This window comes from Bacillus sp. TH17 (genome assembly GCF_016651125.1).
Classification (GTDB): domain Bacteria; phylum Bacillota; class Bacilli; order Bacillales; family Bacillaceae_G; genus Bacillus_A; species Bacillus_A mycoides.
Genome location: NZ_JAEKEN010000001.1, coordinates 2,505,386 through 2,530,047, shown reverse-complemented (window position 1 = coordinate 2,530,047; position 24,662 = coordinate 2,505,386). Strand labels below are relative to the sequence as shown.

Genomic DNA, 24,662 nt, shown 5'->3' with positions numbered 1-24,662 from the left:
TATCACTCCTAAAACTAGGTTCGAGTTGATGATAATGGTAGATTTTTCTTTTGTCAAACGAGAAAGCTTTATTTAAAGTTATTTTCCACAAACCAAAATAGCCTCACGCAAACGAGAAATACCTTCCTCAATTTGATCAATATTCACTTTTCCATAAGATAAACGAATATAACCATCTTTCGCGCCGAAAATACTACCTGGCATAAAAGCAATTTCTTGTTTTAAACTTTGCATAATAAGTTGTTTTTCGTTTATAGGTTCGTTTAATTTTCCCCATATGTATATACCACCGGTCGGGCTTGAGAAAGAGATTTTATCGTGAAGTTGCTCGTTTAGGGCACGAACGATAATGTCTCTTTTTTCTGCAAGTTGTTTTCGTAACGGTACGATATGCGACTGAAATGGTACAGTTTCGAAAAATTGTTGCATAAGCCACTGCGGGAATATACTCATTCCTAATTCCATTTGGTGCCGTGCATCTGATAATCGCTCTACGACAGACTGCGGAGCGACAAGCCAGCCAACTCGTAACCCTGGCGCAATCATTTTTGATAAGGAATGAACATAAATGACTGTTCCGTTTTCATCAATCGATTTTAAAGTAGGGCAAGGTTGTTTATTTTCTAACGTAAGTAAACTGGACGGGTCATCTTCAACGATCGCGATTCGTAAGTCTGCGCAAAGTGATAGCAGTTTCTTTCTACGGTTTGGATGCAGCATCGTTCCCGTAGGGTTTTGGAAATTTGGATTTAAAAAGATCATTTTAATACGATGCTTTCTATATAACTCTTGCACATCGTCTGGATTAATACCGTGTTCATCGACAGGTAATGGGAAAATACGAATACCTGCTGATTGGAATAGTGGTAATGAGTAACAGTGTGAAGGACTTTCGAAAGCGACTGCATCTCCTGGGTTTAATAAACATTGAACGATAAGGTGGAGTGCTTGTTGGGCACCGGATGTAATCATAATCGATTGTTCGGTCGCTTCAACTTTTAAATATTCCTTCATATATTTTACGACCGCTTGTCTTAGCGGGAGATACCCCTGGGGATGATCGTAACTTAATGACTGCGTTAACGGTTGTTCTCGCAAAATTGTTTGTAGTTGATCGTGAGGATAGAGATTACAACCGAGCTCTCCGTTTGCGAAATCTATAATGTTCTCATTTTGTTGTACTTCTGCCCGAATATGGCGAAGTAACGGTAAGTTTGGTAAAAAAGTACCACCTTCTACGAAACCTCTCCAGTTCGGCGTTAATGTTGGAGAAACACCCCACATATGTGTACTCACACGTGTACCTTTACCAGTCGTACTTTCTACAATTCCCATAGCACGTAGTTCATTATAAGCAGTTGTTACCGTACTTCGGTTTACATTTAACTGCGTAGCTAATTTCCGTTCTGAAGGGAGGAAGCTACCTGGGGGAAGTTCTCCGTATTTAATACGTTTTTCAATAAAGTCAACAACTTGCTGATAAATTGGGATTTTACTGTCGTTATCTAGCTTCCATTCCATACAAACGCCTCCGCAAATCTTATATACATTAAGTATAACAAATTGGCTGGGTAAAAAAACAGCCAATTGGACGGTGTTATATCCAGCCAATTTTACTATGCTAAATAGGGAAGGGGAGATTCGGATGAAAAGATGGCAAATGGAATGGCTCCTAGTATCAGTAGCATTAGTATGGGGAGCAAATTATACAATTGGAAAGTATGGCGTGGCATATATGTCATCCATTCAATTTAATAGTTTACGATTTTTAGTAGCATCACCGGTATTATTACTTATTACATTTTTAATGGAACGCTCATTACGTATTGAAAGAAAAGATTGGTTACGATTACTAGCAGTTGGTATCGTTGGAACGACAATGTACCAAACGATGTTTATGCTATCTGTGAAATATACTTCAGCAACGAACGCCTCATTATTAATTGCGATGTCACCTATATTTACAGGGATATTAGCAGTATTGCACAAACAAGAACGTTTTTCGATGAAAGTACAAATTGGTTCAATAGTAGCATTTATTGGTGCAGCATTCGTTTTATTAACAGGTCATACGGGAGGAGCTACATACGAGTATGCGTGGCTCGGAAATGTAATTGGATTAGTCGCAGCAATTGCGTGGGGATGGTATCCCATTTTAGCGCAACCACTTATCACAAAATACTCCGCAATGAGAGTCACATCATGGTCTACTTTAATTGGAATTGTACCTCTCGTTATATACTGTTTATTCAACGTAAATACATTAACGTGGCCAGTAGATACGCCAAGCTGGGGATCACTAGCATATTCAATCGTCTTTGCGACAATCTTCGGACTTGCAATGTGGTATGTCGGTATTAGTAAAATAGGTTCAACGAAAGTAATGGTTTATATGTATCTAGTACCATTGTTCGCAGTTATCTTTGCAGCTGTAACAATTGGAGAGCAAATCAATATGATGCAACTCGTTGGCGGACTTATTATCTTTATCGGCTTATATGTTGTAAAAAAAGGTGGAATCAAAAAGCCAGCTCTCAATTTGAAAAAAGTAAGTTAGTAGTAAAAATGATCTCTTTCATATAGAAGGAGATCATTTTTTATTTCGTAATAAAAGCGCTTGTTCAACGGCCCATTTTTGATGATCGTGAATGAGAAGCTCTACAGCAAGTAAAGGAGACATCCACTTTAAAACATGATCATCTTCACAGTTATTACTTTGCTGATGTACCATGTTTGCGCTATAAAAGAACCCATCGTTTAAATAATATGTATCTTCCTTTTCTGCATAAAAATATCTTGCTGCATTACCGATAAATTGATCAATTTCAATTGCCCATCCTAATTCCTCTAGTAGTTCACGATGTAAACATTCTTCTTTTGTTTCATTACCTTCCATACCGCCACCAGGTAAAAAGTAACGGTCTCCTTTTTGGATAACAGCAATCTTTGAAGAAGATGAATGAAAAATAATCGAATAACAACTAGGCCTTAATACATAATGAACGGTACGTTTTTTCGAGCCAAACGTAAGTTTTGAAATCATAAAACACGACCTTTCTCTATAAAATACATAAAAGGAATATTAATACAAATATAGAATTATATAAGTATAATCTTATAGGAGTGGAGTGATAACAACATGATAAATCGAAAATGTTCAAGGTGTAAAGGAATAACAGGTACAATACATGGTGGTAAAAAAATAAATGAAGAATTTTTGTGTGAAGATTGTCTACAAAAAGGAATTGCGAGCGGGGAAATCGAATTATCACAAGTGGAAGAAGAACAAACTTCGTATCTTTCTATAAAAATATTAAAAATAATGAGTGTTATTTATTTAATAGTATCTATTATAACTGCTTTTTCTGCGGGAGCACTTATACAGGATCCAGGGCTTGGTGGAATATCATTTTCAATAACAGGTGCAGTTGGTGTTATGATAATTGGATCGATATTCCAGTCTGTTCTTGTATTTTGCGGGATATGGGTATTCATCCTTTTAGTAGAAACAGTCATTAAAATTTATGAAAAAATGAAGTGAGTGAGAGGGAGAAATACATGCGAGTAAGGAACATTCAAGGGGAAGATTATGTTAAGGTTCATTCTGTTTTAAATGATTGGTGGGGCGGGAGAGACATGGCTTCCTTGTTGCCAAAATTGTTTTTCGTTCACTTTCAAGAAACGAGTTTTATCATTGAAGAAGATGGCGAAACGTTAGGTTTCTTATGTGGATTCTTTTCACAAACATATAAAGATGAAGCATATGTTCATTTTATCGGTGTAAATCCAAAGTATAGAAGAAGAGGAATCGCATCGACATTGTATTCTTATTTCTTTGATGCCGCTCGTGCAAATAACCGTAAAGTTGTAAAAGCAATTACGTCACCAATTAATAAAAATTCGATACAGTTTCATCAAGAAATCGGTTTTCGAATCGAGGCTGGGGATGATGAGATAGAGGGTGTATCGGTACATACAAATTATGATGGGAACGGCGGTAGTAGAGTATTATTTTTAAAAAATGTATAAAAGTAGGCTAGCTTAACGTTAGCCTTTTTTGTTGTGAGGAGTGATAAATATGGAGAGTTCTCAAAGTAGAAACGAGTATTTACGACGTGTTTATAAAGTGCAAGACTATATAGAATCACATATAAATGATTCACTTTCAATTGAAGATTTAGCTAATGTGGCAGGCTTTTCAAAATTTCATTTTCATAGAATTTTTAAAGGGATGATGGATGAGCCGTTATCTCGGTATGTGAATCGTTTGAAATTAGAGAGGGCAACACACCTTCTTACTTATCGTACAGATATGACGATTACAGACATTGCGTATTACTTCGGGTTCACAGATTCAGCAGTTTTCTCCCGTACATTTAAAAGTTATTACGGAGTAAGTCCGTCTCACTATAGAAATCACAATAGCAAGAAGTGCAAAGACGTTAGCGAAGATTCTCAATACAATGAGTGTAAGAAGGTTCGAGGAGAGGTCGAAATTGTAGCAGCGGACAAAGTAAACGTCGCATACATAAGACATGTAGGTACATATAAAGATTTAGCTATAGATTTTCCGAAAATGATCGAAAAACTATTTCATTACGCATCGGAGCAAAACTATCATGTATTTGAGGATACGAAAGTATTAACCATTTACCACGATCATCATGAATTTACTGAGGACTATCATTTAAGAACAAGTCTATGTATAACAACTCCAGATGAGTCCGCAGTAGAAACGAGCGACATTGGAATAATGGTAATACCTTCAGGCAAGTATGCGGTAGGTCATTTTGAAATATTCCAAGATGAATATAAAGGAGCATGGAATTTCTTGTACGGTGAATGGTTGCCAAATAGCGGATATAAACCGAAAGATTCGTATCCTTTCGAAGTATATAGAAATGATCCAAGGCAGCATCCCGAACATAAACATATAGTTGATATATATGTACCTATCGAACCTTTTTAATCATAGATTAAGGGGGAAGAACGATGAAAACTGCTGAACAGTTAGATTGGACTATAAAAGAAAACTATAAAAATATAAATGGTGTATTAGTTGTACAAAAAGGTAATGTTACTTTTGAAAATTATTATAATGGTTACGGTCCAGATGATGCACGTCATGTAGCATCTGTCACAAAGACGATAATCTCCGCGTTAATTGGGATATGTGTAGATAAAGGGTATATAAAGAGCGTTGATCAAAAAGTAATAGAATTTTTCCCAGAATATAATTGTAATTCATCTGAAATAACAGTACGACACCTTCTTACAATGACAGCTCCATATCCTTATATAGACTGGCAGGAACCGTTAGAAGAACTATGTACACAAATGGACTGGGTGAAGTATACGTTAAATAGGGCAGGAAAAGGTGGAGAAATTGGACCTTTTAAATATTCATCGGCAGGCGCACATGTACTATCAGCAATTATTACGAGTGTAACAGGGAAAAGTGCTCGTGAGTTTGCGAACGAATATCTATTCCAGCCTATCGGCATAAGAGAAATTCCAAACTACAATATGAAAGCATTTGGATTTGATGACTTATTCGGAAAAGATGTAAAGGGATGGGTTCACGATCCAAATGGTATTTCAACTGGCGGATGGGGACTTACGTTAGCAGCTAGAGATATGGCTAAGTTTGGACAGATGTATTTGAATGAAGGTATTCATAATGGAAAGGAAATCCTTTCAAAATCGTGGGTACAAGAATCAATAGCGATGAATTCAAATCAATACGGTTACTTATGGTGGTTACGAGAAGAAGATGGGGTCTTTTCATACTGTGCCATGGGTGATGGTGGGAATATGATTTGTTGTATTCCGGAGAAGGAATTGGTGGTGGTGATTGCATCTGAGATTATACCGGAAGCGAAGCATATATGGGGGGAGCTAATTTCAAAATATATTCTTTCTAGTGTACAGTCAAAGAATTAAATTTAGTTTAAAAGATGTTATGAATTGGAATTTCATACCATTTTTTTTGCTATTATATATAAGTAAGAGATAGAAAGAGATTTCACTAGATGGATAAAAGACGTTGTTTGAAAGGTGAGGGTATGATGACAAAGTCTAATGTTGTAGAAATCATTTCAGCTTTAGTAGCTATTATCGGTGTGTATGTACTAATAAATGCACCAGAAATGGGGAGTAAGGCAACAAGTGAATCTGTTGCAGAGCAGGGCGGTCATATGGATACAAGTACGTATTTAGCTTTATTACAAGGATACGGAAATTCTTATACAATTCTAGGCGCGACTTGTTTATTTATGGGGTTGCTCAGTTTAATTTCGATCATTTCAATTCAAGTATATAAAAGTAAATAGAGGTTGAAAAAACAATGCTCCTGCCAAATTGACAGGAGCATTGCTCGTATAAATAAGTATTTTCATAGATGTGTACTTATCACTATGACTTAGTTGAAATATTTTTCAACCCCCTTTATCGTCTTCATTACTGTCGAATTCGATAAAAAGTTATGTCACAAGTTGCAAATTTGGATGACGTTATATTAACTATAGAGAAAAATGAAAAATACCCGTAACTTTTTACAAGGGAAAATCGTTAAACAAAAGAAAAGGTTTTTAATCATGCGCTTGATTGAATGGGGGAAAAAGAATGAAGATTCTAATACTGGGCGGTACACGTTTTTTAGGAAGAGCTTTCGTAGAAGAGGCATTAAAAAGAGGGCATGAAGTTACATTATTTAATCGCGGAACGAATAAAGAAGTTTTTCCTGAAGTAGAGCAGTTAATCGGTGACAGAAATGATGATGTTTCAAGTTTAGAAAATCGAAAATGGGATTTGGTCATAGATACGTGTGGATTTTCTCCTCATCACATTAGGAATGTAGGAGAAGTACTTAAAGATAATATAAAGCATTATACATTCATCTCAAGCCTTTCCGTATATAAAGATTGGATTCCGTATCACATAAAAGAAGATTATAAATTACTACCTGAACCACCAAGTGATAAGGTAAAAGCTGTAGAGAATGGTGAAATATCTCCTTATGAGTATTACGGTGCGCTGAAAGTATTGTGTGAAAAAGAAGCAGAGAAGTATTGGCCGGGGCGTGTTTTACACGTAAGAGCAGGACTTCTTTCAGGGATGTTTGATTATACAGATCGGCTTCCATACTGGATTGGGCGTGTAGCAAAGGGAGGAGAAGTGTTAGTTCCAGGAAGAAAGGACCGTCCAGTGCAGATAGTTGATATAAAAGACGTCGCAAACGGGGGACTAAACATGGCAGAAAACAATAAAGCAGGTACATTTAATGTAACGGGTCCGAAAGATGAATTGACGATGGAAGAGTTATTAAATACGTGTAAAGAAGTTACGAATAGCGATGCTGAATTCGTTTGGGTTGATGAATCGTTTATGCATGAAAATAAAGTACAGCCTTGGACAGAGATACCTTTATGGCTTCCAGAAACTTTTTCATTGGAAGGTGAAACGAAGCCGTGGAAAGGTGGGTTTTCTATAAGTATTGATAATACTGTGAAAGAAGGGCTTACTTTTAGGAAATTAGAACATACAGTTACAGATGTATATGAGTGGATGAAGAGTGTGGACGAATGGGAATTAAAAGCAGGTATTTCAATTGAAAGAGAAAAGGAGCTGTTAGATAAGTGGAATGAAACAAAGAGAGTGTAAATAAGGATTCTATGAAAACAGGACTCTGTCTATTGGTTAAACAGAGTCCTAATATTTATCTACCATTCAATTGGTTCTTCCCCATATATTTCCCATAACTTAGGAAACATCTTTTTCAAACCGTCTTCGTCATCTTCATTCCAGTCAAACTCGATATCTATATCGTCGAATTTTTCATTAGATAAGACATGATAAAGTGTAAAGTATGTATCATCTTCATCCCCAGTCTTCTCCATATATACTTCTTGTCCGAAATATAGCGTAAGTTCTTCAATTTCTGGAACATCATACTCACTCAAATTTTCTAATACAGGAATTAACCGTTCTGGATCTTCAATACATGCTTCGTAAACTTCTTTTCCTTGGAACAATAACCACCCGCGGAAGTAATCAAAACTATCATCCGAACAACCGCCCATAATTATATATGCAGCTGCCCATAAGTGAGACGTATAGGAGGCTTTTAAAATATGGTGCATATGCGTGTCAAAAGCTACAATTTCATGTACTGTACGTTTAGCGAGGTGAGAAGTGAGCCATTCTATTTGTTCTTCTTGATCTTCACCTTTCGTTTTCGCACGAGCGAGTAGTTCCCAAAATTCTTCTTCTGTTATCGTTTTTTCTTTTATGTAATCTTCCCCAAGACACGGGTCTGTATATCCTTTTTTTCGTTTAGAAGTGATTAGTTTATTAGCTTCTTTTATACACTCTTCTTCTGTTTCAAACTCTTTCGCTTTCACACTACCAGCTGTGCCAATTTTTCCGTAAAACACAACGTAGTCTCTATCTTTCACAACGATTTTCCAAAACTTATTTGATTTCTCAGTTTGCTGGATTAATAACGTTTCCATTCGTACCCCCATATTGCTTTTCTAGTATGCATTGTGATTGTAACATATGTATAAATACCTGTAATGACGAAAAGGTAAGTGTAGTTTTCGGAAAGTTCGAAAACCATTGAATGAAATAGAAAAATTTAGTAATCTTATTTGTACAGCACATAAATAATAGTTTTGTAATGATACATTGGAGGGGTTTGTTGTGAATCTTACGTTTAAAGTAGAGGAAACATGTTTTAATTACCGAGTAGGAGCAATTTGCAAACAGGATAATAAAATACTCATCCTGCAAGATGAAGGTGAAGAGTATTGGTACGTACCAGGCGGACGAGTGAAAATGCTAGAAAATAGTGAAGATGCATTAAAACGAGAGCTTGCAGAAGAAGTGGGTGTTCCTATTAAAGTGAAGAGATTAATATGGTCAGTAGAAAATTTCTTCACCCTTTCTGAGCGAAAGTTCCATGAGATTAGTTTTTATTATGAAGTAGAGCTGCATGAATTACCTGCAAATGGGGCCGATCAATATATTCTTGAAGAAGAAGGTAGAAAATATTTATTTAAGTGGGTGCCGGTAGAAGAGTTACATGCATATAACTTACAGCCAGCGTTTATAAAAGATAAAGTAAAGAATGTATCAGTTCATACAGAACATATCGTTTTACAAAAGTAAGCGTGCTTGGAGGGGAAAACGGTGAAGGGGACTAAAAAAGAGATACATATAGATGATAAAGTCATTCGTTACACACATATCGAAAAAGGTTCTAATACAATTTGTTTTATGTTCTCAGGTTCAGGCTACAATTATGACAAGCCGTTATTTTATTATGCAACGATGCTTATGCTTGAAAATAAAATAGATGTAGTACATATTCATTATTCCTACGATGGACAATTAATGGAAAAACCAATGGAAGAAGTAACGAAAGTAATGATGGATGATATTAATCCTGTCATTAATGAAGTGCTAAGAAATGGACAATACAACGATTCGATGTTTTTAGGAAAATCACTCGGAACAATCCCGATTGCGAATGATTTATTGAAGAGAGAAGAATACTTACGGTCAAAAATGATATTGCTTACACCTTTACTGACGTTTGATACGATTTTTGATTCCATCTTACATAGTGATCACGAAGGGCTTTTAGTAATTGGGGATAAAGATCATCAATACAATGCAGTTCAAATTGAGCAATTAGATCAATCGAATTTAAAAATCGAGGTTGTGAAGAACGCAAATCATTCTGTAAATATTGGGGAATTTGAAACAGAAAATTCAATTGAAGCTATAGCGAAAGTAATAGAAAAACTTAAAGAAGTTGTTAGGACAAATTAATTTAAGTTTCAATACATGCAAAAAGAGGTGCAATTTGCACCTCTTTTTTATTTAATAAGCCTTCAACACATGAAGTAAATAATCTTTCCGATTTAGCGGATTAAAGTCAACACGTTTTCGAGTAGGAAAGGGAGCCGTAAGTTTTGTGAAACCAGTTGGCTTTGTTATAAAGATACCTTCTCCTTCAGTAAATGAATGGAGCATTCGTTTAAAATCCTCTGTTTTTGCAACAGGTAATGATCCTGTTAAATGGTAAGAATCATTATGCAACGTAGGCTCTGCAAAAGTTGCTGGGATAGCAGCAAGCTTATACATTGCGGTACTAATTGCGTGCTCTGGTACAGTTAATTCGAACTCGTTTACTGGTTCAAATGCACATGTTTCAGCGTGCTTTAAAGCATCCATTAAAACGAGTGGTGTTAAATTTCTAAAGTCACTTGCTGTTGTAACAGGGCTTGCATAACCAGTATGTGTTAACGTGACGATAATGTCCGTAACTTCCCATCCGTACAAACCTTGTTTTAACGTTTGAAATACAGTATCTTCAATCGCTTTATGAAATGCTAAAGGCAGTGATCCAAGTTCAACACCTAAGTTATACGTTATGCCAGAGTTAAGCGTGCCACGTTCAACTTTGAACCCAATTGTTGCGTAAAAAGGATTTTCTTTTTCACCCATTACTTCAACGCTATTCCCTAAGTCAATTGGTTTTTCAATACATACAACTCGCGTGTTTGAAAAGGTAACTTGTAGACGGTATTTTTCATAAAGTGTTGTTTCAATAACTTCTTTTTGCACTTCACCGAAAAGGCGAATGTATAGTTCATTATGAACATTGTCTTTCCGAACTTTAATGAGAGGATCTTCTTCGCATAGCTCCATAAGTGCAGCGTATAGATCATGAATTCCTTCTTTTGGTACTGCTTCAATAGCAGCTTCCATTTGCGGTTCGGCAAAGTGAATATCTTTTATATAATCCGTCCACTCACCGATAATATCACCAATTTTGATATTCGTAAGTCCCCATACTTTGCAAAACTCTCCACTATGAACAGTAGAGGCTTGAACTGCATTTCCATTATGAAATATGCACATTTTTTTAATCTTTTCCTTATGTGGTAGAGACTCACTACGCTGAATATCAACATATTTTCTAACGTGTAAACAACCAGAAAATAGTCTTACGTAAGCAATCTTTTCGCCAGAAGATTCACGTTCAATTTTAAAAACAACACCGGATAATGTTTCATCTTGTGCCGATTTAGTAGCTGGAATTAAGGATGAAATATTTTTAAGTAATTCAGTTACTCCTATACCTGTCATTGCTGAACCAAAAAAGATAGGAAACACATTTGCTTGCAGTATTTGCTTTTCGAGTTCTTTTCTTAATAGTGCATCCGGTATTATTTCGTTATTTACATATGACTCAAGCAATGATTCGTTAAATGGTGCTAATCGTTCCATACAATCGTCATAGGATTTATATTCAATAATCCGTACTTCCTTTGTACCTTCGTTTTCTACAGAGTAGAAGGGGTATGCTTCATTTGAAAGAAGCTCTTTTATTTGTTTCACAACTTTTTCAGTATTTGCGCCACTACGGTCTATTTTATTAACAAATAATATAGTAGGTATGTTTAATTTCTGTAATGTCCGCATTAAAATCTTCGTTTGTGCTTGCACACCTTCAACGGCAGATATAACTAAAATGGCACCGTCTAAAACACGGAATGATCGCTCCACTTCAGCGATAAAATCAGCATGTCCAGGTGTATCAATAACATTTACTTTTAAATCATCAATAAAGAAAGAAACGACAGATGCTTTAATCGTAATTCCGCGTTGTCTTTCTAATTCCATTGAGTCAGTTTGCGTATTGCCACTATCTACTCGGCCAACTTCTTTAATCACATTCGTTTCATAAAGAATACGCTCAGTCAAACTCGTCTTGCCAGCATCTACGTGCGCGACAATCCCTATATTTATTGTTGTCATATATAAATATCCTCATTTCATTTTCCATTTTCATTTCCTCGTTTCTATTTGTGTATTGCCGCATTACAATCACTCTCCAGTCATTTGAATTATTACTATTATAATGTAATTTACATTTTTTGTAACGTCATAAAACGTCTTATTTTGGAAAAATATTAATAGACGAATTTCAAAAAAATAAATAGTGAAAACAAAATGCTTGCATTATAAATCGATATAGATTATATTAATTGACATATCAACTATTGATACATCAAATATTTTTATTTTGCATGTAAAGGAGGGGTAATTTGACAAGTTCATGCTCAAAAGAAGCAATAATTTTATATAAATTACACTTTCTAAACAAAGAAGTAAGTTCAAAATTTGAAGGGTGTACGGGTATGAGTCAGTCTAGATTAGAGCTCATACTTCAGTTATATGAAGTAGATGAAATTAGTCAAAAAGCACTTCAGCAAGAAGTGAATATTGATAATGCCGCGATTACGAGGCATTTAAAACAGCTGGAAGCAAACGGAATGATTACAAGACGTAAAAATCCAGATGATAACAGAATTACGTTAGTTTCTCTTACAGAAGAGGGACGAAATAAAATTCAAGTGTATCAAGAGGAAAAGGAGCGTTTCGCTACTTCAGCATTTAAAGGATTAAGTGAAGAAGAACGCGACAATCTTTTAACGATGTTAGACCGCATTCAAGAAAATATAAAAGAACTTTAAAAAAGGGAGAATACAACTATGACTAACTCAGTAAAAACAAATGATTTTAACGAAATTTTAACAGGACGCCGTTCAATCCGTAAGTACGATTCTTCAGTGAAAATTAGCAAAGAAGAAATGACTGAAATTCTTACAGAAGCAACACTTGCACCATCTTCAGTAAACATGCAACCATGGAGATTCCTTGTTATTGAAAGTGACGAAGCAAAAGCAACACTTGCGCCACTAGCGAAATTCAATCAATCTCAAGTAGAAACATCTTCAGCGATGATTGCTGTATTTGGTGACTTAAACAACTTTGATAACGCAGAAGAAATTTACGGTACAGCAGTAGAGCGCGGACTTATGCCAGCTGAAGTAAAAGAAGATCAAATGAAAAAACTTTCAGGTTACTTCTCAATGGTTACACCAGAAGTAATGAAAGATACTGTACTAATTGACGGTGGTCTTGTAGCGATGCAATTTATGTTAGCAGCACGTGCTCACGGCTATGATACTTGCCCAATTGGTGGATTTGAAAAAGACCAAATCGCAGAAGCTTTCGGATTAGATAAAGAGCGTCACGTACCAGTTATGTTAATTTCAATCGGAAAAGCTGCTGACAGTGGTTATCCATCAGTACGTCTTCCAATTGAAAAAGTTGCTGAGTGGAAGTAATTTTATAACAAAACAGAAATAAGTGAGATATGAGAGGGGAAACACCATGATTATTATTCACGCAATATTTCAAGTAGATCCAGCAAAACAACAATCATTTTTAGAAGAAATTCAGCCACTACTTCATGGTTCAAGAGAAGAAAGTGGAAATGTATCTTACGATTTATATAAAGATACTGAAAAAGAAAGTGTTTATACGATGGTAGAAGTATGGAAAGATGAAGCAGCAGTTGCGAGTCATAATACGAGTGAACACTTCACATCTTTCGTTAGTAAAGCATCACAGTTTTTAACTGCTCCGCTTGATATAAAGGTTTATAGCGGTGAACTAGTAAAATAATTAGGTAGAAAAAGATGACTTTAGCGTATGGCTGAGGTCATCTTTTTTATTTAGATAGGAATATATTTACTTCTAACGTAATGTGTTATAATTTGGAAAATAAATATTCTTAATTTTAAAAACATTTAAAGGTGGTAGTGAAATATATGAACATATTAAAGAAAATCACAAACAATATTTCAAAGGTCATTATAGGAAAAGATGAATCGATTGAACTAGCAGCTATAGCTCTTATAGCAAGAGGACATATTTTATTAGAAGATGTACCTGGGACGGGGAAAACAACATTAGCGAAAAGTTTGGCTAAAAGTGTGGACGCTAAGTTCCAAAGAATTCAATTTACAGCTGATACTTTGCCTGGAGATGTTATTGGACTCGAATATTTTGATGTGAAGGAATCGGAATTTAAAACGAGGTTAGGGCCTATTTTTGCAAATATAGTATTAGTTGATGAAATTAATCGGGCTGTACCGAGAACACAATCTTCGTTACTTGAAGTTATGGAAGAACGTACTGTTACAATTGCGAAGCAGACACATTCACTACCAGAACCTTTTTTAGTAATTGCAACGCAAAATCCTCTTGAATCGGCTGGTACATTTCCTTTACCTGATGCTCAATTAGACCGATTTTTACTTACTATACGCCAAGGTTACCCTACGAGAGAAGCGGAAAAGGAAATGATGAATCGGTTCCAAACGAATGATCCATTAGAAACGCTGCATTCTATTATTTCGAGTGAAGAAATAATAAATATACAAAAACGTGCAAGGGAAGTGTTAGTAGGGAGTGATGTGCAAGATTATCTTCTTGAAATTATTGAAGCAACTCGTAAGCATGAGCTAATTGAAATTGGTGTAAGTCCTCGGGGCACATTGGCATTTATGAGAGCGATTCAAGCACGGGCGATATTAAATGAAAGAGATTATTGTACGCCAGATGATATAAAACTACTAGCTGCATCCGTTTGTGCTCATCGGTTAACGTTAACGATTGAAGGGGAGATGAAAACGACGAAAGAACAAATTATGAAAGAACTTCTTCATACGATTAGTGTGCCAGTGGAGAATGTACGATGAATCAACAGCTTGTGTATACACCTTTAGCGGAGCCTTTCGTAATAGGAGTTATGTCAGTTGTAGCCGTTATTTTATGTGTATTTTCAAGTAATCTACTCATATTATCTCTCGTATTTTTGTATTTAATTTTAATAGGCGCTACGCATATATATATTCGGAAAGTATCTCGCGTTAACTGGAAATACAATCAAGGTAATTCGAACGTTTTTATAGGTGAAATAAATATGTGCAAAATAAAAATTTCAAATAAGTCGTTATTTCCTATTCTTAATATCGTATTTCGATTTAAATGTGAAAACAAGCTAACTTGGAATCATGATGAACTAAACAAAAATCATAGTACAGGTTCAAATTATTATTTGAATTTCAATATAAAAGGAGGAGAGGCAGTTTCATTTGATTTGCAAGCTGTAGCTTTAAAAAGAGGAATCGCGAAATGGGAAGAAGTTGAAATTGTTATTACTGATCCCTTTGGATTCATAACGAAACATATAACATATAAACAAGTTGATACGCCGTCCTATTTAGTTTTACCAGCCGTTCCGAAAATACAAGTTCCTGAATTACAAGAATGGTCACGCGGATTTCGAAAAGCGATGTCTTCTCCGCTATATGATGAAACGAAAGTAATGGGAGTGAAGTCTTATGAAAATGAAGATTTTCGTTCTATCCATTGGGGTGCAACAGCAAAAACAGGGACGATAACTGCGAAAAAATATGAACGAACACAATCTGATAAATACGCGATTTATCTCAATTTACAAAATAAAAGTGGCGTTTCTTTACGAAATGATATTGAAGAGCTTATTGAATTAACCGCAGGCATATGCAAACAACTGCTCATGCAAGATTGTTCATTTGAGTTATGGATTAACAGTGTGAAAGGTAACGGATTGTTACATGTAAAGAACGGGGATAATCGGAAACATTTGCAAAATGTATTAAAGATACTTGCCTCAATATCGGATCAAGATACGCCTGTATCTTCTACTTATTTTTACACAGCAGGATTTCGTCGTAAGGAATTGGATGCAGTTCCTTTAATTCTTGGTACTTCACCTAGGGAATATAGTAGAACGAATAAATGGATTGTAATTAAAGAATAAGAAAGGGCTTATGTCATGGTGAATAAAAAGCGGCATATGAAGGTGAAGTTGTGGAGTGTAAAAGCTTTAATCATACTTTTCTTTGCGGTTAGTGCGATAACGTTATCACAAGGTGTTGTGCATGTACAGGACATAGTAAAAGAGCGTTTTTTTAGTAAGACGGAGACAATATCAGAAAGAAATTATGATTTTACTAGTTTAGACGAACAGTTTGATGAACCTGAAAGAATTATAGATGAAGAAACAGGAGTTGTAGATACAAGAACAAAAATAGATAGGAAAATTCCACTTTTTGTACGAAAAAATTCATGGACTGATGTGTTTTCTGTTCTTTCAAATTCATGGATTAGTGTCGTTTTTTATGTAATTATTGCAGTGGTCATTCTATATGCTTTTTATAAATTAATGAGGAAAAAGGTAACGAAATCAGAAATAGAACAGGATAAACAATCGATAACAAAAGAAAATACGGATAGAACCGAAAAGAACAAGAAAGTGAAGCATCAGTTTGAACAGCCGTTACCTAAAGACACGATAAGGAAAACATTAGTTGAATGGGAAAGAACTTTACCATTTCACGAACAGCGAAGGCCCTATGAAACGATGCAACAATGGCTGAAAAGAATTTGTAGAACGATAGACATTATTCCAATATATGAGTCTGTTCGTTATGGTGAAAAGACGTATACGGAGTTAGATGTTAAGAAGACTATGCGGTGGATAGAGCGGGATGGAAAAGGGCGATATGAATAGTAGAATGTATTATATGAAAATAAAATGGTGGCTGAGTTAATCTGAATATGAAAGTTATATAAGTAAATAAAATTAGCTGTAAATTAATTTTATTTACTTATATTTAATTGCATGTTAATGTATACTTAATTTTTTAATATCTCTACCAATGGAAAAAGAATATACAAGCTATATGGAACTCTTTGTAGAGTATTGCTTCTTTAATTGTTCATGAGTATATCTTTGTTTTATTAATATAGAATGAAAAAAGGATACGTTAGAGCTAAACGATTAATGGGTAGCATGTTAATAAAAAATTACATGAGTTTAGTAAAAACTTATAATTTATTTTTAAGGGTGTGAAAATATAATGAAGCCGGTATTGAAAAGCATACTTATTTCCTTTACTTTTTCTGCAGTAGGGATGTGCTGGTTGCTGTTCATGTTATTTAGAGGAGGCGGAGACTGGTTATTGTCTTGGGTAGGTGTATTAATGGCATATTTATCTTTATACACTTTAATAGATTTATATTGTAAAAATACATACGAAAAAACATTAAATATAGTGCTTATAAAATCAACAGTTACTACCTTTAGTTTTGGAGTATTAGGAATCATATTTGGTATAATACACGAGCTATTAACACCATGGAGTCTCAGTTTAATGGTTTGGTATTGGTTGCTAACTCTACTTTTATTTTTAACGACCATAATATTATTAGTTATTTTAATATTTGTAAATCGTAAAGATCAAAATTTCCCCGGGGTATATAGATTACTTATACTTCTAAATTTACTTCTTACGTTAGGACCAGTATTGTGGCCACTATTTCTTACTATTATTGGAAATGGTATGAATGCTAGTGCAGGGTGGTAAAAGTGAATGAAATGAAAAGTTGATATAGGGTTTTAAGTATGTAAGAGAACGTGTTTTGATAAATTGAAAACACGTTCTTTTTTATTGTTAATCTTAATATAAACTCCTTAAATTTATAAGATAATTCGATTGGGAAAAAGATATGTTACTGGAACAAACATATATGTACCTTTGAAACGAACACAATTAATGAATCATCTTAAAAATAATAAAGACGAGGTGAAATGAAAATAAGGGCAGTTAAGTGGCTGTCCTTATTTTATATGCCCTTTTTATTTTCATGCATGGCTCTTTCTCAGTTTATCGTATCAAAATTTGAACGTAAGTATTTCGTAAGGAATGGATAAGAAAAAAGAGAGTTTTATCATATAGGATTAAAGTATAACTTGAATTAATCTTATATTAATAGAGGAGAGGGAGCCTTATGAAAAAATGTAATTCAATTAAGTTAGCAAGTTTGGCAGTTTTATTAGCGGGTACTACTCTATTCACACCAGGTTTTACTGTGAAAGCAGAGTCTGTTCAAAATTTATCTAGTCCGTCACAATCACATGATCAAAAGAATCGGAATGGTTGGAAACAATTAATGCAGGAAACAGTACAGCTTGGAACCCCAGGAATATTAGCGAAGACGTCTAACAATGGAAAGATTAGTAGTTATACTGCTGGCGTCGCGGATTTAAATACAAAGAAAACAATGAAATCGGATTATCGTTTTCGGATTGGGAGTGTGACGAAGACTTTTACCGCTACGACTGTTCTTCAATTAGTAGGAGAAAATCGCGTGCAACTTGACGATCCAATTGAAAAGTGGCTACCCGGTCTCATTCAAGGAAATGGGTATGATGGCAATCAAATTACGATACGTCAACTTTTGAATCATACGAGTGGTATAGCTGAATACTTAAAGTCAAAAGACGCTGACATAATGAATTCGAGAAAAACGTATACAGCAGAAGAAATAGTGAAAGTAGGACTTTCTCTACCTCCAGATTTTTCACCAGGTAAGGGATGGCTGTATTCAAACACAGGATACGTAATATTGGGAATGCTTATTGAAAAAATAACTGGAAATAGTTATGCGGAAGAAATTGAAAAGCGAATTATTGAACCTTTGGATCTGTCAAATACGTTTTTACCAGGGAATTCACCCGTTATTCCAGGAAAGGATCATGCTCGTGGGTATATGAAAATAGACGAAACAAGTGAATTGAAAGACATGACGTATTATAATCCGAGTTTAGCTAATTCAGCTGGAGATATGATTTCTAATGCGGACGATCTAAATAAATTCTTTTCATTTTTACTTGGTGGTAAGTTACTGAAAGAACGTGAGCTAAAAGAAATGCTTACTACAGTTCCTATAGAAGGAAAAGGTGTTGGTGATGGATATGGCCTTGGGATCTATGAGACTAAACTTCCAAATGGTATTTCAGTTTGGGGTCACGGAGGGGCAATTCCTGGATTTACAACTTTTGTTGGCGGAGTAATGGGAGGCAAACATACATTAGCTGTCAATATTAACTCTTTAGGTGCGATGGATGTTGTTACACAGTTTAATAAAATGATGCAAATTGAATTTAATAAATAGATGAAAAGAAAGCGAATGGAATACTGCTTTAAAGGACAGTATTAGCATTCATGGTATGGCAGCAATCAAGTATATGTAGAACATAAATACGGATACAAGTGTAATTCAATCTTATAGTCTAGTATAAAAAGATGTCAGTTGCATGACATCTTTTTTATTTTGGATCAAAGAGATATATTGCGAATTTTGAAAATTGTTATTTTTGTAATTATTACATATAATGAAGGGTATAGGGTATATACAGGGGAGTTATGAATGGATAATACTTTAGTTAGTTAATTATTTTTTGTTTTAATAAATAAAAGTAAATTGATGTGGAGTGAAATACATTGGGACAAAATCAGTTTAGATGGAGTAACACACAATTACGAGAACAAGTTGAAGTAATAGATGGCACAAGAAGCCCGCACATTTTATTCAAGAATGCAACATATTTAAATTCCTATATGCGCGAGTGGGTGCAAGCAAATATTTGGATCTATGATGACCGAATTATATATGTAGGAGAAAAATTACCAGAGCAAATACATGAATGTGAAGTCGTTGATTGTAATGGAAAGTATGTAGTCCCTAGTTACATAGAACCGCATGCACATCCATATCAATTATATAATCCAGAGACTTTAGCAAATTATGCGATGCAGTTTGGGACAACAACTTTTATTAATGATAATTTAACTTTATTTTTCACGTTACAACGTGAAGAAGCATTTCGTTTATTAGATGAATTTGAAAAGATTCCGGCAAGTATGTATTGGTGGTGTCGTTTTGATGGACAGACTGAACTACAAAATGGGGAATCTTTATTTAATAGTGAAGAAATAATGGAGTGGCTGAAGCATGAAGATGTTCTTCAGGGCGGCGAGTTAACAGCATGGCCAAAACTATTAAATGGCGATGATGAGATGTTAAATTGGGTACAGGAAACAAAGCGGTTACAGAAAAAAGTAGAAGGTCATTTTCCCGGTGCGTCTGAATCAACGTTAGCGAAGTTAAAGTTACTAGGTACTGATTGCGATCATGAAGCGATGACGGGGCAGGAAGCATTAACACGTCTTATGCAAGGTTACATCGTTACTCTTAGAAACTCTTCTATCCGTCCAGATTTAGAAGTTTTACTGAAAGAATTGCTGGAATTAGGTGTCAAGCAATTTGATAGATTCATGTTCACAACAGATGGTTCACATCCGTCATTTTATGAAAACGGAATGACGAATAGGATGATAGAAATCGCGATAAAGCAAGGAATACCAGTAATTGATGCCTATAATATGGCAAGCTATAACATTGCTCGTTATTATAATATGGAGCATTTACACGGCGCGATCGCGACAGGAAGAATTGCAAATATTAATATTTTGGAAAGTAAAGAAAATCCGATTCCAATAAGTGTAATTGCAAAGGGGAAATGGATGAAGCGTGACGGAATAAACAAAAATGCATCATTACATATAGACTGGAGTAAATTCAAAGTAACTCCATTATCATTAGACTGGTCTTTAAAGAAAGAAGATATGATTTTTTCTGAAACAACAGGTATAAAATTATTAAATGATGTTATTTCAAAACCATATGTAACTGAAATCGACTTAAACGGTGAAGAACTTTCTATTGAGCATGATGAATGTTTCCTTATGATGATTGCTCGTGATGGCACTTGGCGAGTGAATACAGTTGTGAAAGGTTTTGCGAATGGATTAGGAGGTCTTGCTAGCTCTTATTCCGGTACAGGTGACATCATTCTTATTGGAAAAAGGAAAGAAGATATGCTCACAGCTTTTCATAGAGTAAAAGAGCTAGGTGGCGGTATAGTAATAGCGGAAAGAAATGAAGTGTTACACGAAATTGCATTACCATTGCTCGGGATTATGTCTAATTTGAAAATGAGTGAATTAATACAGAAAGAGAAAAAAATGGTGGAATTACTACAAGAGCGAGGATACACCTATAATGATCCAGCATTTACGATTTTATTCTTTTCTGCGACGCACTTGCCTTTTATACGGGTAACACCTATAGGATTATATGATGTGAAAAGTAGTAAGGTACTTGCTTCGCCGATGAAACTGATAAATCAATATTAAAAGGAAAGGTCCTATAAAAAATCTATTTTATAGGACCTTACTCATTCTTAGCATAAGAATATCCTAAACCTCAAATAATATAGTATCTAAATCATTTGAGGTGATACTTAAATATGAAAAAACTATTGTATGTTTTAAGTGTATTTATTTTGTGCGTATCTATCCAGCATGTGGTACATTCTCAGTCAAATGCACCAAGGTTATCTTCAGATTGTCTGGAAGAAAGTAAAATTCGTGATGAAAAGTATGTGAAAAACATTATGAATGACATTATATCTACATTTGATTTAAAGATTGATGAAAATAGTTTTTTGGAAGTTAGTAAAAGAGACCTAGAGGCTGCGCATTTGATGTATGGCGGAAGGGAAAATGATTCTTATTATAATTCGCTAACTAAAGTTTATGATAGTGGTGGATATAGGGGAGAGCCTAGATTATTTGTGAAGGCGCAAGAAGCATTTTTACTTTATAAAGAAATAGACGATACTAATGTAATGAAACGCCTAAACCTTGAAAAAGGGGAATGGATTGTTACCGAAACGAAAAAGAAGCAAGGGGAAATCGTGGAATACAGACCATTACAATGTGAAAAAGATTATCTGAAAAAGAGAAATGAATACCATAATATAAAATGATGTAACGAAAATCTTGAATGGGAAAGTTTTCGTAAATAAATGTAAATTAATCGGTAGAAATCACTAGTAAGTTCGCCATAAAAAACGTCATTTTAATCATTAAAAATGACGTTTTTTTATATTCTTAAAACCTTTGCATCGCACTCTCAATCCTCTTTGCTAAATCAGCTGACACTTCATGGAAATATTCCAAAACTACCTTTTTAATATCCTCGGATATAACTTTCAAATCACTAGCTAAGTTTTCGGCAAGATGTTCTTTTTCAATGTTTGATAACTTCGCATAAAATTCACCAGGCTGCACAAAATCGTCTTGCTTAGTTATGGAAGTTCTTTCAAGCTTTCCTTCAACGTACCTTCCGTCACCGCTAGTTGCTTGATTAGCAGGTGTCCAATCTTGCTGTTGGTTGATCGCTATTTTACGAAATTCAGGTCCAATTCTTCTTCTTTGAGAATCACTATAAATGTTAGCACGACCTTGTAGCATTTTATCATCTGATAGTTCTGCACCGTCTAGTAAATTAGAAGGGGAGAAAGCGACTTTTTCTACTTGTTCTTTATAGTTTTCAGGATTTTTATTTAATACCATTTTGCCTACTGGTATAAGAGGATACTCCTTTTCATCCCATACTTTTGTATCATCTAAAGGGTCATAAGAAAGGTGTGTTTCATCTTTAGGATCCATGAGCTGGACATATAAACCATATTCCACTGCTTTACCAGCCTCAATTGTATCGTATAAATCTTTCCCGCTATAATCAGGATTTTCGGCGGCCAGTTTATTTGCTTCCTCACTAGTAATGAATTGTACACCTTCAAATGGATACCAATGATACTTTACATACTTTCGATAACCTTGAGCATTTCTCCAAACATATGTATTTACACTATGTCCTGGGATGTGGCGAAGACTTTTTGCCGTACCAGCATCAGAGTATAAACGGACAACAAAGTGAATGGATTCGGGTGCTCTAGCAACAAAATCCCAAAATCTATCAGGGTCTATTAAGTTATTTTTAGGTGAAGGCAATAACGCATTAATAGTTTCAGGGAAACGCATCGGATCACGAACAGAAAAGACAGGAAGGTGATTACATAAAAGATCAAATACGCCTTCTTTTGTATGAAATTTTGTAGCAAAACCCCGTACATTTCTAGAAGTATCAGGTGTTCCTTTCGTACTAACAGCTAATGAAAATCGAACCATAACAGGAACTTTCTCATTTGAATTTTGTAAAAAGCTTAGTTTTGTATGTTCAGACATCGGATATATCGTTTGAAAATAACCGAATGCACCAAATCCTTTTGCATGAACAGGTCTTTCTAAAATTTTTTCGTGAATAAATTCTTGTAACGCCTCGTGCAGTACATTATCTTGTTTTAAAATAGGTCCACGTGAACCAACTGTTTGAGAGTGAAGTATAGCTTGTTCATTACGTTCTCCATTTTCATTAAAGCCTTTTCCTAGTAAAGATTGTCTCTGTTTATCATAGTTTTCATCCATCGATATAGCCTCCAAATCTTTTTTTCCATTGTTACTAAATATGATTTTATAGCCTTGATTATGTATGACACGCAAAGTTCAAAATAGTAACAGACCGCTAGATGAAAAAAACGTGTATGTAGTGGACCTGTTGAAATAGAAGAAATTATGGAAAAATGAATATCGGGAAGAAAATTACTATTAAAATTACAATCTTAAAAATGAATTTATACATGACTTTATAGAGAATGAACATAAATAAACAGGGAAAATAACTAGGAGGAATTTAAAATGTCGGATTGGTTTCAATTAGATAAAGAATATATGATGCCTACGTATTGTCGTACGAAGGTTGCAATAGAAAGAGGAGAAGGGTGCAAGCTTTATGATGTGGATGGTAAAGAGTATGTAGATTTATTTTCTGGTGTCGGAGTGAACGTATTAGGGTATAATCACCCGAAAATCGTGCAAAAGACAATGGAACAAGTTACGAAATCTCTGCATCTTCCGTTTCATTTTTTAAACCCAGTTGCGATTGAGTATGCAAAGAAATTAGTTGATTGCTCTTTAAAAAATGGAAAAGTCTTTTTTACAAACTCTGGTACGGAAGCGACAGAAACAACGTTGAAATTAATTGATAAATATAGAGCGAATACGCATGAGGAACGTGAAGGAATCGTAGTGCTGAAGAATAGCTTCCACGGGCGTACGTTAGGGGCACTTCATTTTACGAGACAAGAAAGTGTATATCAAAATTTCCCTAAAACATCGATTCCAGTATATGAAGTAGAGCGCGAGAATATAGAGCAATTAGAAGAAACAATTGTTAAAGAAAATCCAATTGCGATTATGCTAGAGCCAGTATTAGGTAGCGGGGGGATATACCCTTTATCGGGTGAATATTTACATGGTGTTCAAAACTTATGTGATAAATATAATGTCATTCTTATCGTTGATGAAGTTCAAAGTGGTATGGGGAGAACTGGTAAACTATTTGCTTATCAAAATTTCAATATTACACCGGATATTATTCAAATTGGTAAGGGAGCAGGAGGCGGGATACCGCTTGGCGGAATTATTGTAGGTGAAAAGTTATGTGATGTATTTGCACCAGGAGATCACGGCACAACGTTTGCTCATTCTTCAATGGGAACGGCTTTAGGGTTAACGGTTTTAAATACATTGATTGACGATGGTTTAATGCAAGAAGCGTATGAAACATCACACTATCTAAATGATAAATTGCAAGAAATTCAGAAAGAAAATTCTTATTATATTCAGGAAGTACGTCATGCTGGAATGATGTTTGGAATTAGTTTGAATGATAAGAATGAAAATGTTAAGAAATTACAGGTGGAGCTAATGGAGAAAGGAATGTTAGTTGATGTTACACAAGGGAACATCATCCGTTTACTTCCTCCATATATAATTACTAAAGAAGAAATTGATGCATTTATTTATGAGTTTATCTCCTGTATTCATAGCTTATCAGCTATAGCGAGTGTTTAAAAAACTTTATAAAAAAGC

25 protein-coding genes are annotated in these 24,662 nt (G+C 34.9%); 20 read left to right on the top strand and 5 right to left on the bottom strand.

The window, feature by feature from the left end; all coding sequences use genetic code 11:
• Nucleotides 1–78: 78 nt before the first annotated feature.
• Nucleotides 79–1,521 (bottom strand): MocR-like pyridoxine biosynthesis transcription factor PdxR, encoded by a 1,443-nt coding sequence (gene pdxR / locus JFT95_RS12875; protein WP_201052449.1) that lies wholly within the window; start codon nucleotides 1,519–1,521, stop codon nucleotides 79–81.
• Between the two features lie 124 nt (nucleotides 1,522–1,645).
• Between pdxR and JFT95_RS12870 the strand changes: the two genes are divergently transcribed.
• Nucleotides 1,646–2,557 (top strand): DMT family transporter, encoded by a 912-nt coding sequence (locus tag JFT95_RS12870; RefSeq protein ID WP_002168110.1) that lies wholly within the window; start codon nucleotides 1,646–1,648, stop codon nucleotides 2,555–2,557.
• A gap of 33 nt (nucleotides 2,558–2,590) precedes the next feature.
• On the opposite strand, the gene JFT95_RS12865 is transcribed toward JFT95_RS12870, so the two are convergent.
• Complete coding sequence (locus JFT95_RS12865) at nucleotides 2,591–3,043, bottom strand: NUDIX hydrolase (protein WP_201052448.1); 453 nt, start codon at nucleotides 3,041–3,043, stop codon at nucleotides 2,591–2,593.
• A gap of 96 nt (nucleotides 3,044–3,139) precedes the next feature.
• Between JFT95_RS12865 and JFT95_RS12860 the strand changes: the two genes are divergently transcribed.
• From JFT95_RS12860 to JFT95_RS12835, 6 genes are all read left to right on the top strand, one after another.
• The gene (locus JFT95_RS12860) at nucleotides 3,140–3,541 is read left to right on the top strand and encodes a DUF3980 domain-containing protein (RefSeq protein WP_201052447.1); all 402 of its coding nucleotides are present in this window, start codon (nucleotides 3,140–3,142) and stop codon (nucleotides 3,539–3,541) included.
• A 17-nt stretch (nucleotides 3,542–3,558) separates the two neighbouring features.
• Entirely contained in the window at nucleotides 3,559–4,029 is a 471-nt protein-coding gene (locus JFT95_RS12855; protein WP_201052446.1) for a GNAT family N-acetyltransferase, read from the top strand.
• Between the two features lie 49 nt (nucleotides 4,030–4,078).
• Nucleotides 4,079–4,969, top strand: a complete 891-nt coding sequence (locus JFT95_RS12850) for an AraC family transcriptional regulator (RefSeq protein ID WP_201052445.1) — start codon at nucleotides 4,079–4,081, stop codon at nucleotides 4,967–4,969.
• 23 nt (nucleotides 4,970–4,992) lie between these two features.
• Nucleotides 4,993–5,943 (top strand): serine hydrolase domain-containing protein, encoded by a 951-nt coding sequence (locus tag JFT95_RS12845; protein WP_201052444.1) that lies wholly within the window; start codon nucleotides 4,993–4,995, stop codon nucleotides 5,941–5,943.
• 89 nt (nucleotides 5,944–6,032) lie between these two features.
• Complete coding sequence (locus JFT95_RS12840) at nucleotides 6,033–6,332, top strand: hypothetical protein (protein WP_000361375.1); 300 nt, start codon at nucleotides 6,033–6,035, stop codon at nucleotides 6,330–6,332.
• A gap of 292 nt (nucleotides 6,333–6,624) precedes the next feature.
• Nucleotides 6,625–7,662 (top strand): SDR family oxidoreductase, encoded by a 1,038-nt coding sequence (locus JFT95_RS12835; RefSeq protein ID WP_201052443.1) that lies wholly within the window; start codon nucleotides 6,625–6,627, stop codon nucleotides 7,660–7,662.
• 59 nt (nucleotides 7,663–7,721) lie between these two features.
• Here the strand turns inward: JFT95_RS12835 and JFT95_RS12830 are convergent, their stop codons facing one another.
• On the bottom strand, nucleotides 7,722–8,513 hold the full coding sequence (locus JFT95_RS12830) for a DUF4240 domain-containing protein (RefSeq protein ID WP_201052442.1): 792 nt from the start codon (nucleotides 8,511–8,513) through the stop codon (nucleotides 7,722–7,724).
• A gap of 190 nt (nucleotides 8,514–8,703) precedes the next feature.
• Here JFT95_RS12830 and JFT95_RS12825 point away from each other — a divergent pair, with 190 nt between their 5' ends.
• A complete protein-coding gene (locus JFT95_RS12825; protein ID WP_201052440.1) occupies nucleotides 8,704–9,171 on the top strand; it encodes an NUDIX hydrolase in 468 nt (155 codons plus the stop codon).
• Between the two features lie 21 nt (nucleotides 9,172–9,192).
• Nucleotides 9,193–9,837 (top strand): alpha/beta hydrolase, encoded by a 645-nt coding sequence (locus JFT95_RS12820; RefSeq protein WP_201052438.1) that lies wholly within the window; start codon nucleotides 9,193–9,195, stop codon nucleotides 9,835–9,837.
• A 51-nt stretch (nucleotides 9,838–9,888) separates the two neighbouring features.
• Here the strand turns inward: JFT95_RS12820 and JFT95_RS12815 are convergent, their stop codons facing one another.
• Entirely contained in the window at nucleotides 9,889–11,832 is a 1,944-nt protein-coding gene (locus tag JFT95_RS12815; protein ID WP_201052436.1) for an elongation factor G, read from the bottom strand.
• Nucleotides 11,833–12,122: 290 nt separating this feature from the next.
• Between JFT95_RS12815 and JFT95_RS12810 the strand changes: the two genes are divergently transcribed.
• From JFT95_RS12810 to JFT95_RS12765, 10 genes are all read left to right on the top strand, one after another.
• Nucleotides 12,123–12,551 carry a MarR family winged helix-turn-helix transcriptional regulator gene (locus tag JFT95_RS12810; protein ID WP_000204168.1) on the top strand — a complete coding sequence of 143 codons (429 nt, stop codon included), beginning with the start codon at nucleotides 12,123–12,125 and terminating at the stop codon, nucleotides 12,549–12,551.
• Between the two features lie 18 nt (nucleotides 12,552–12,569).
• The gene (locus tag JFT95_RS12805) at nucleotides 12,570–13,208 is read left to right on the top strand and encodes a nitroreductase family protein (RefSeq protein WP_088292137.1); all 639 of its coding nucleotides are present in this window, start codon (nucleotides 12,570–12,572) and stop codon (nucleotides 13,206–13,208) included.
• Between the two features lie 46 nt (nucleotides 13,209–13,254).
• Nucleotides 13,255–13,548, top strand: a complete 294-nt coding sequence (locus JFT95_RS12800) for a putative quinol monooxygenase (protein ID WP_000583822.1) — start codon at nucleotides 13,255–13,257, stop codon at nucleotides 13,546–13,548.
• A 146-nt stretch (nucleotides 13,549–13,694) separates the two neighbouring features.
• Nucleotides 13,695–14,627 (top strand): AAA family ATPase, encoded by a 933-nt coding sequence (locus tag JFT95_RS12795; RefSeq protein ID WP_201052435.1) that lies wholly within the window; start codon nucleotides 13,695–13,697, stop codon nucleotides 14,625–14,627.
• The gene (locus JFT95_RS12790; RefSeq protein ID WP_201052433.1) at nucleotides 14,624–15,733 is read left to right on the top strand and encodes a DUF58 domain-containing protein; all 1,110 of its coding nucleotides are present in this window, start codon (nucleotides 14,624–14,626) and stop codon (nucleotides 15,731–15,733) included. The genes JFT95_RS12795 and JFT95_RS12790 overlap by 4 nt, the downstream gene beginning before the upstream one ends.
• Before the next feature lie 15 nt (nucleotides 15,734–15,748).
• The gene (locus tag JFT95_RS12785) at nucleotides 15,749–16,486 is read left to right on the top strand and encodes a hypothetical protein (RefSeq protein WP_002192817.1); all 738 of its coding nucleotides are present in this window, start codon (nucleotides 15,749–15,751) and stop codon (nucleotides 16,484–16,486) included.
• Nucleotides 16,487–16,835: 349 nt separating this feature from the next.
• Nucleotides 16,836–17,342, top strand: a complete 507-nt coding sequence (locus tag JFT95_RS12780; protein ID WP_088039655.1) for a DUF3902 family protein — start codon at nucleotides 16,836–16,838, stop codon at nucleotides 17,340–17,342.
• 424 nt (nucleotides 17,343–17,766) lie between these two features.
• Nucleotides 17,767–18,933 carry a serine hydrolase domain-containing protein gene (locus tag JFT95_RS12775; protein WP_201052431.1) on the top strand — a complete coding sequence of 389 codons (1,167 nt, stop codon included), beginning with the start codon at nucleotides 17,767–17,769 and terminating at the stop codon, nucleotides 18,931–18,933.
• A gap of 329 nt (nucleotides 18,934–19,262) precedes the next feature.
• Entirely contained in the window at nucleotides 19,263–21,017 is a 1,755-nt protein-coding gene (locus JFT95_RS12770) for an adenine deaminase C-terminal domain-containing protein (RefSeq protein WP_201052429.1), read from the top strand.
• A 113-nt stretch (nucleotides 21,018–21,130) separates the two neighbouring features.
• The gene (locus JFT95_RS12765) at nucleotides 21,131–21,652 is read left to right on the top strand and encodes a hypothetical protein (RefSeq protein WP_201052427.1); all 522 of its coding nucleotides are present in this window, start codon (nucleotides 21,131–21,133) and stop codon (nucleotides 21,650–21,652) included.
• Between the two features lie 124 nt (nucleotides 21,653–21,776).
• On the opposite strand, the gene JFT95_RS12760 is transcribed toward JFT95_RS12765, so the two are convergent.
• Nucleotides 21,777–23,156 (bottom strand): catalase, encoded by a 1,380-nt coding sequence (locus JFT95_RS12760; protein WP_201052425.1) that lies wholly within the window; start codon nucleotides 23,154–23,156, stop codon nucleotides 21,777–21,779.
• A 270-nt stretch (nucleotides 23,157–23,426) separates the two neighbouring features.
• Here JFT95_RS12760 and JFT95_RS12755 point away from each other — a divergent pair, with 270 nt between their 5' ends.
• Nucleotides 23,427–24,644, top strand: coding sequence for an aspartate aminotransferase family protein (locus JFT95_RS12755; RefSeq protein ID WP_201052423.1), 1,218 nt, complete (start codon nucleotides 23,427–23,429; stop codon nucleotides 24,642–24,644).
• Nucleotides 24,645–24,662 lie beyond the last annotated feature (18 nt).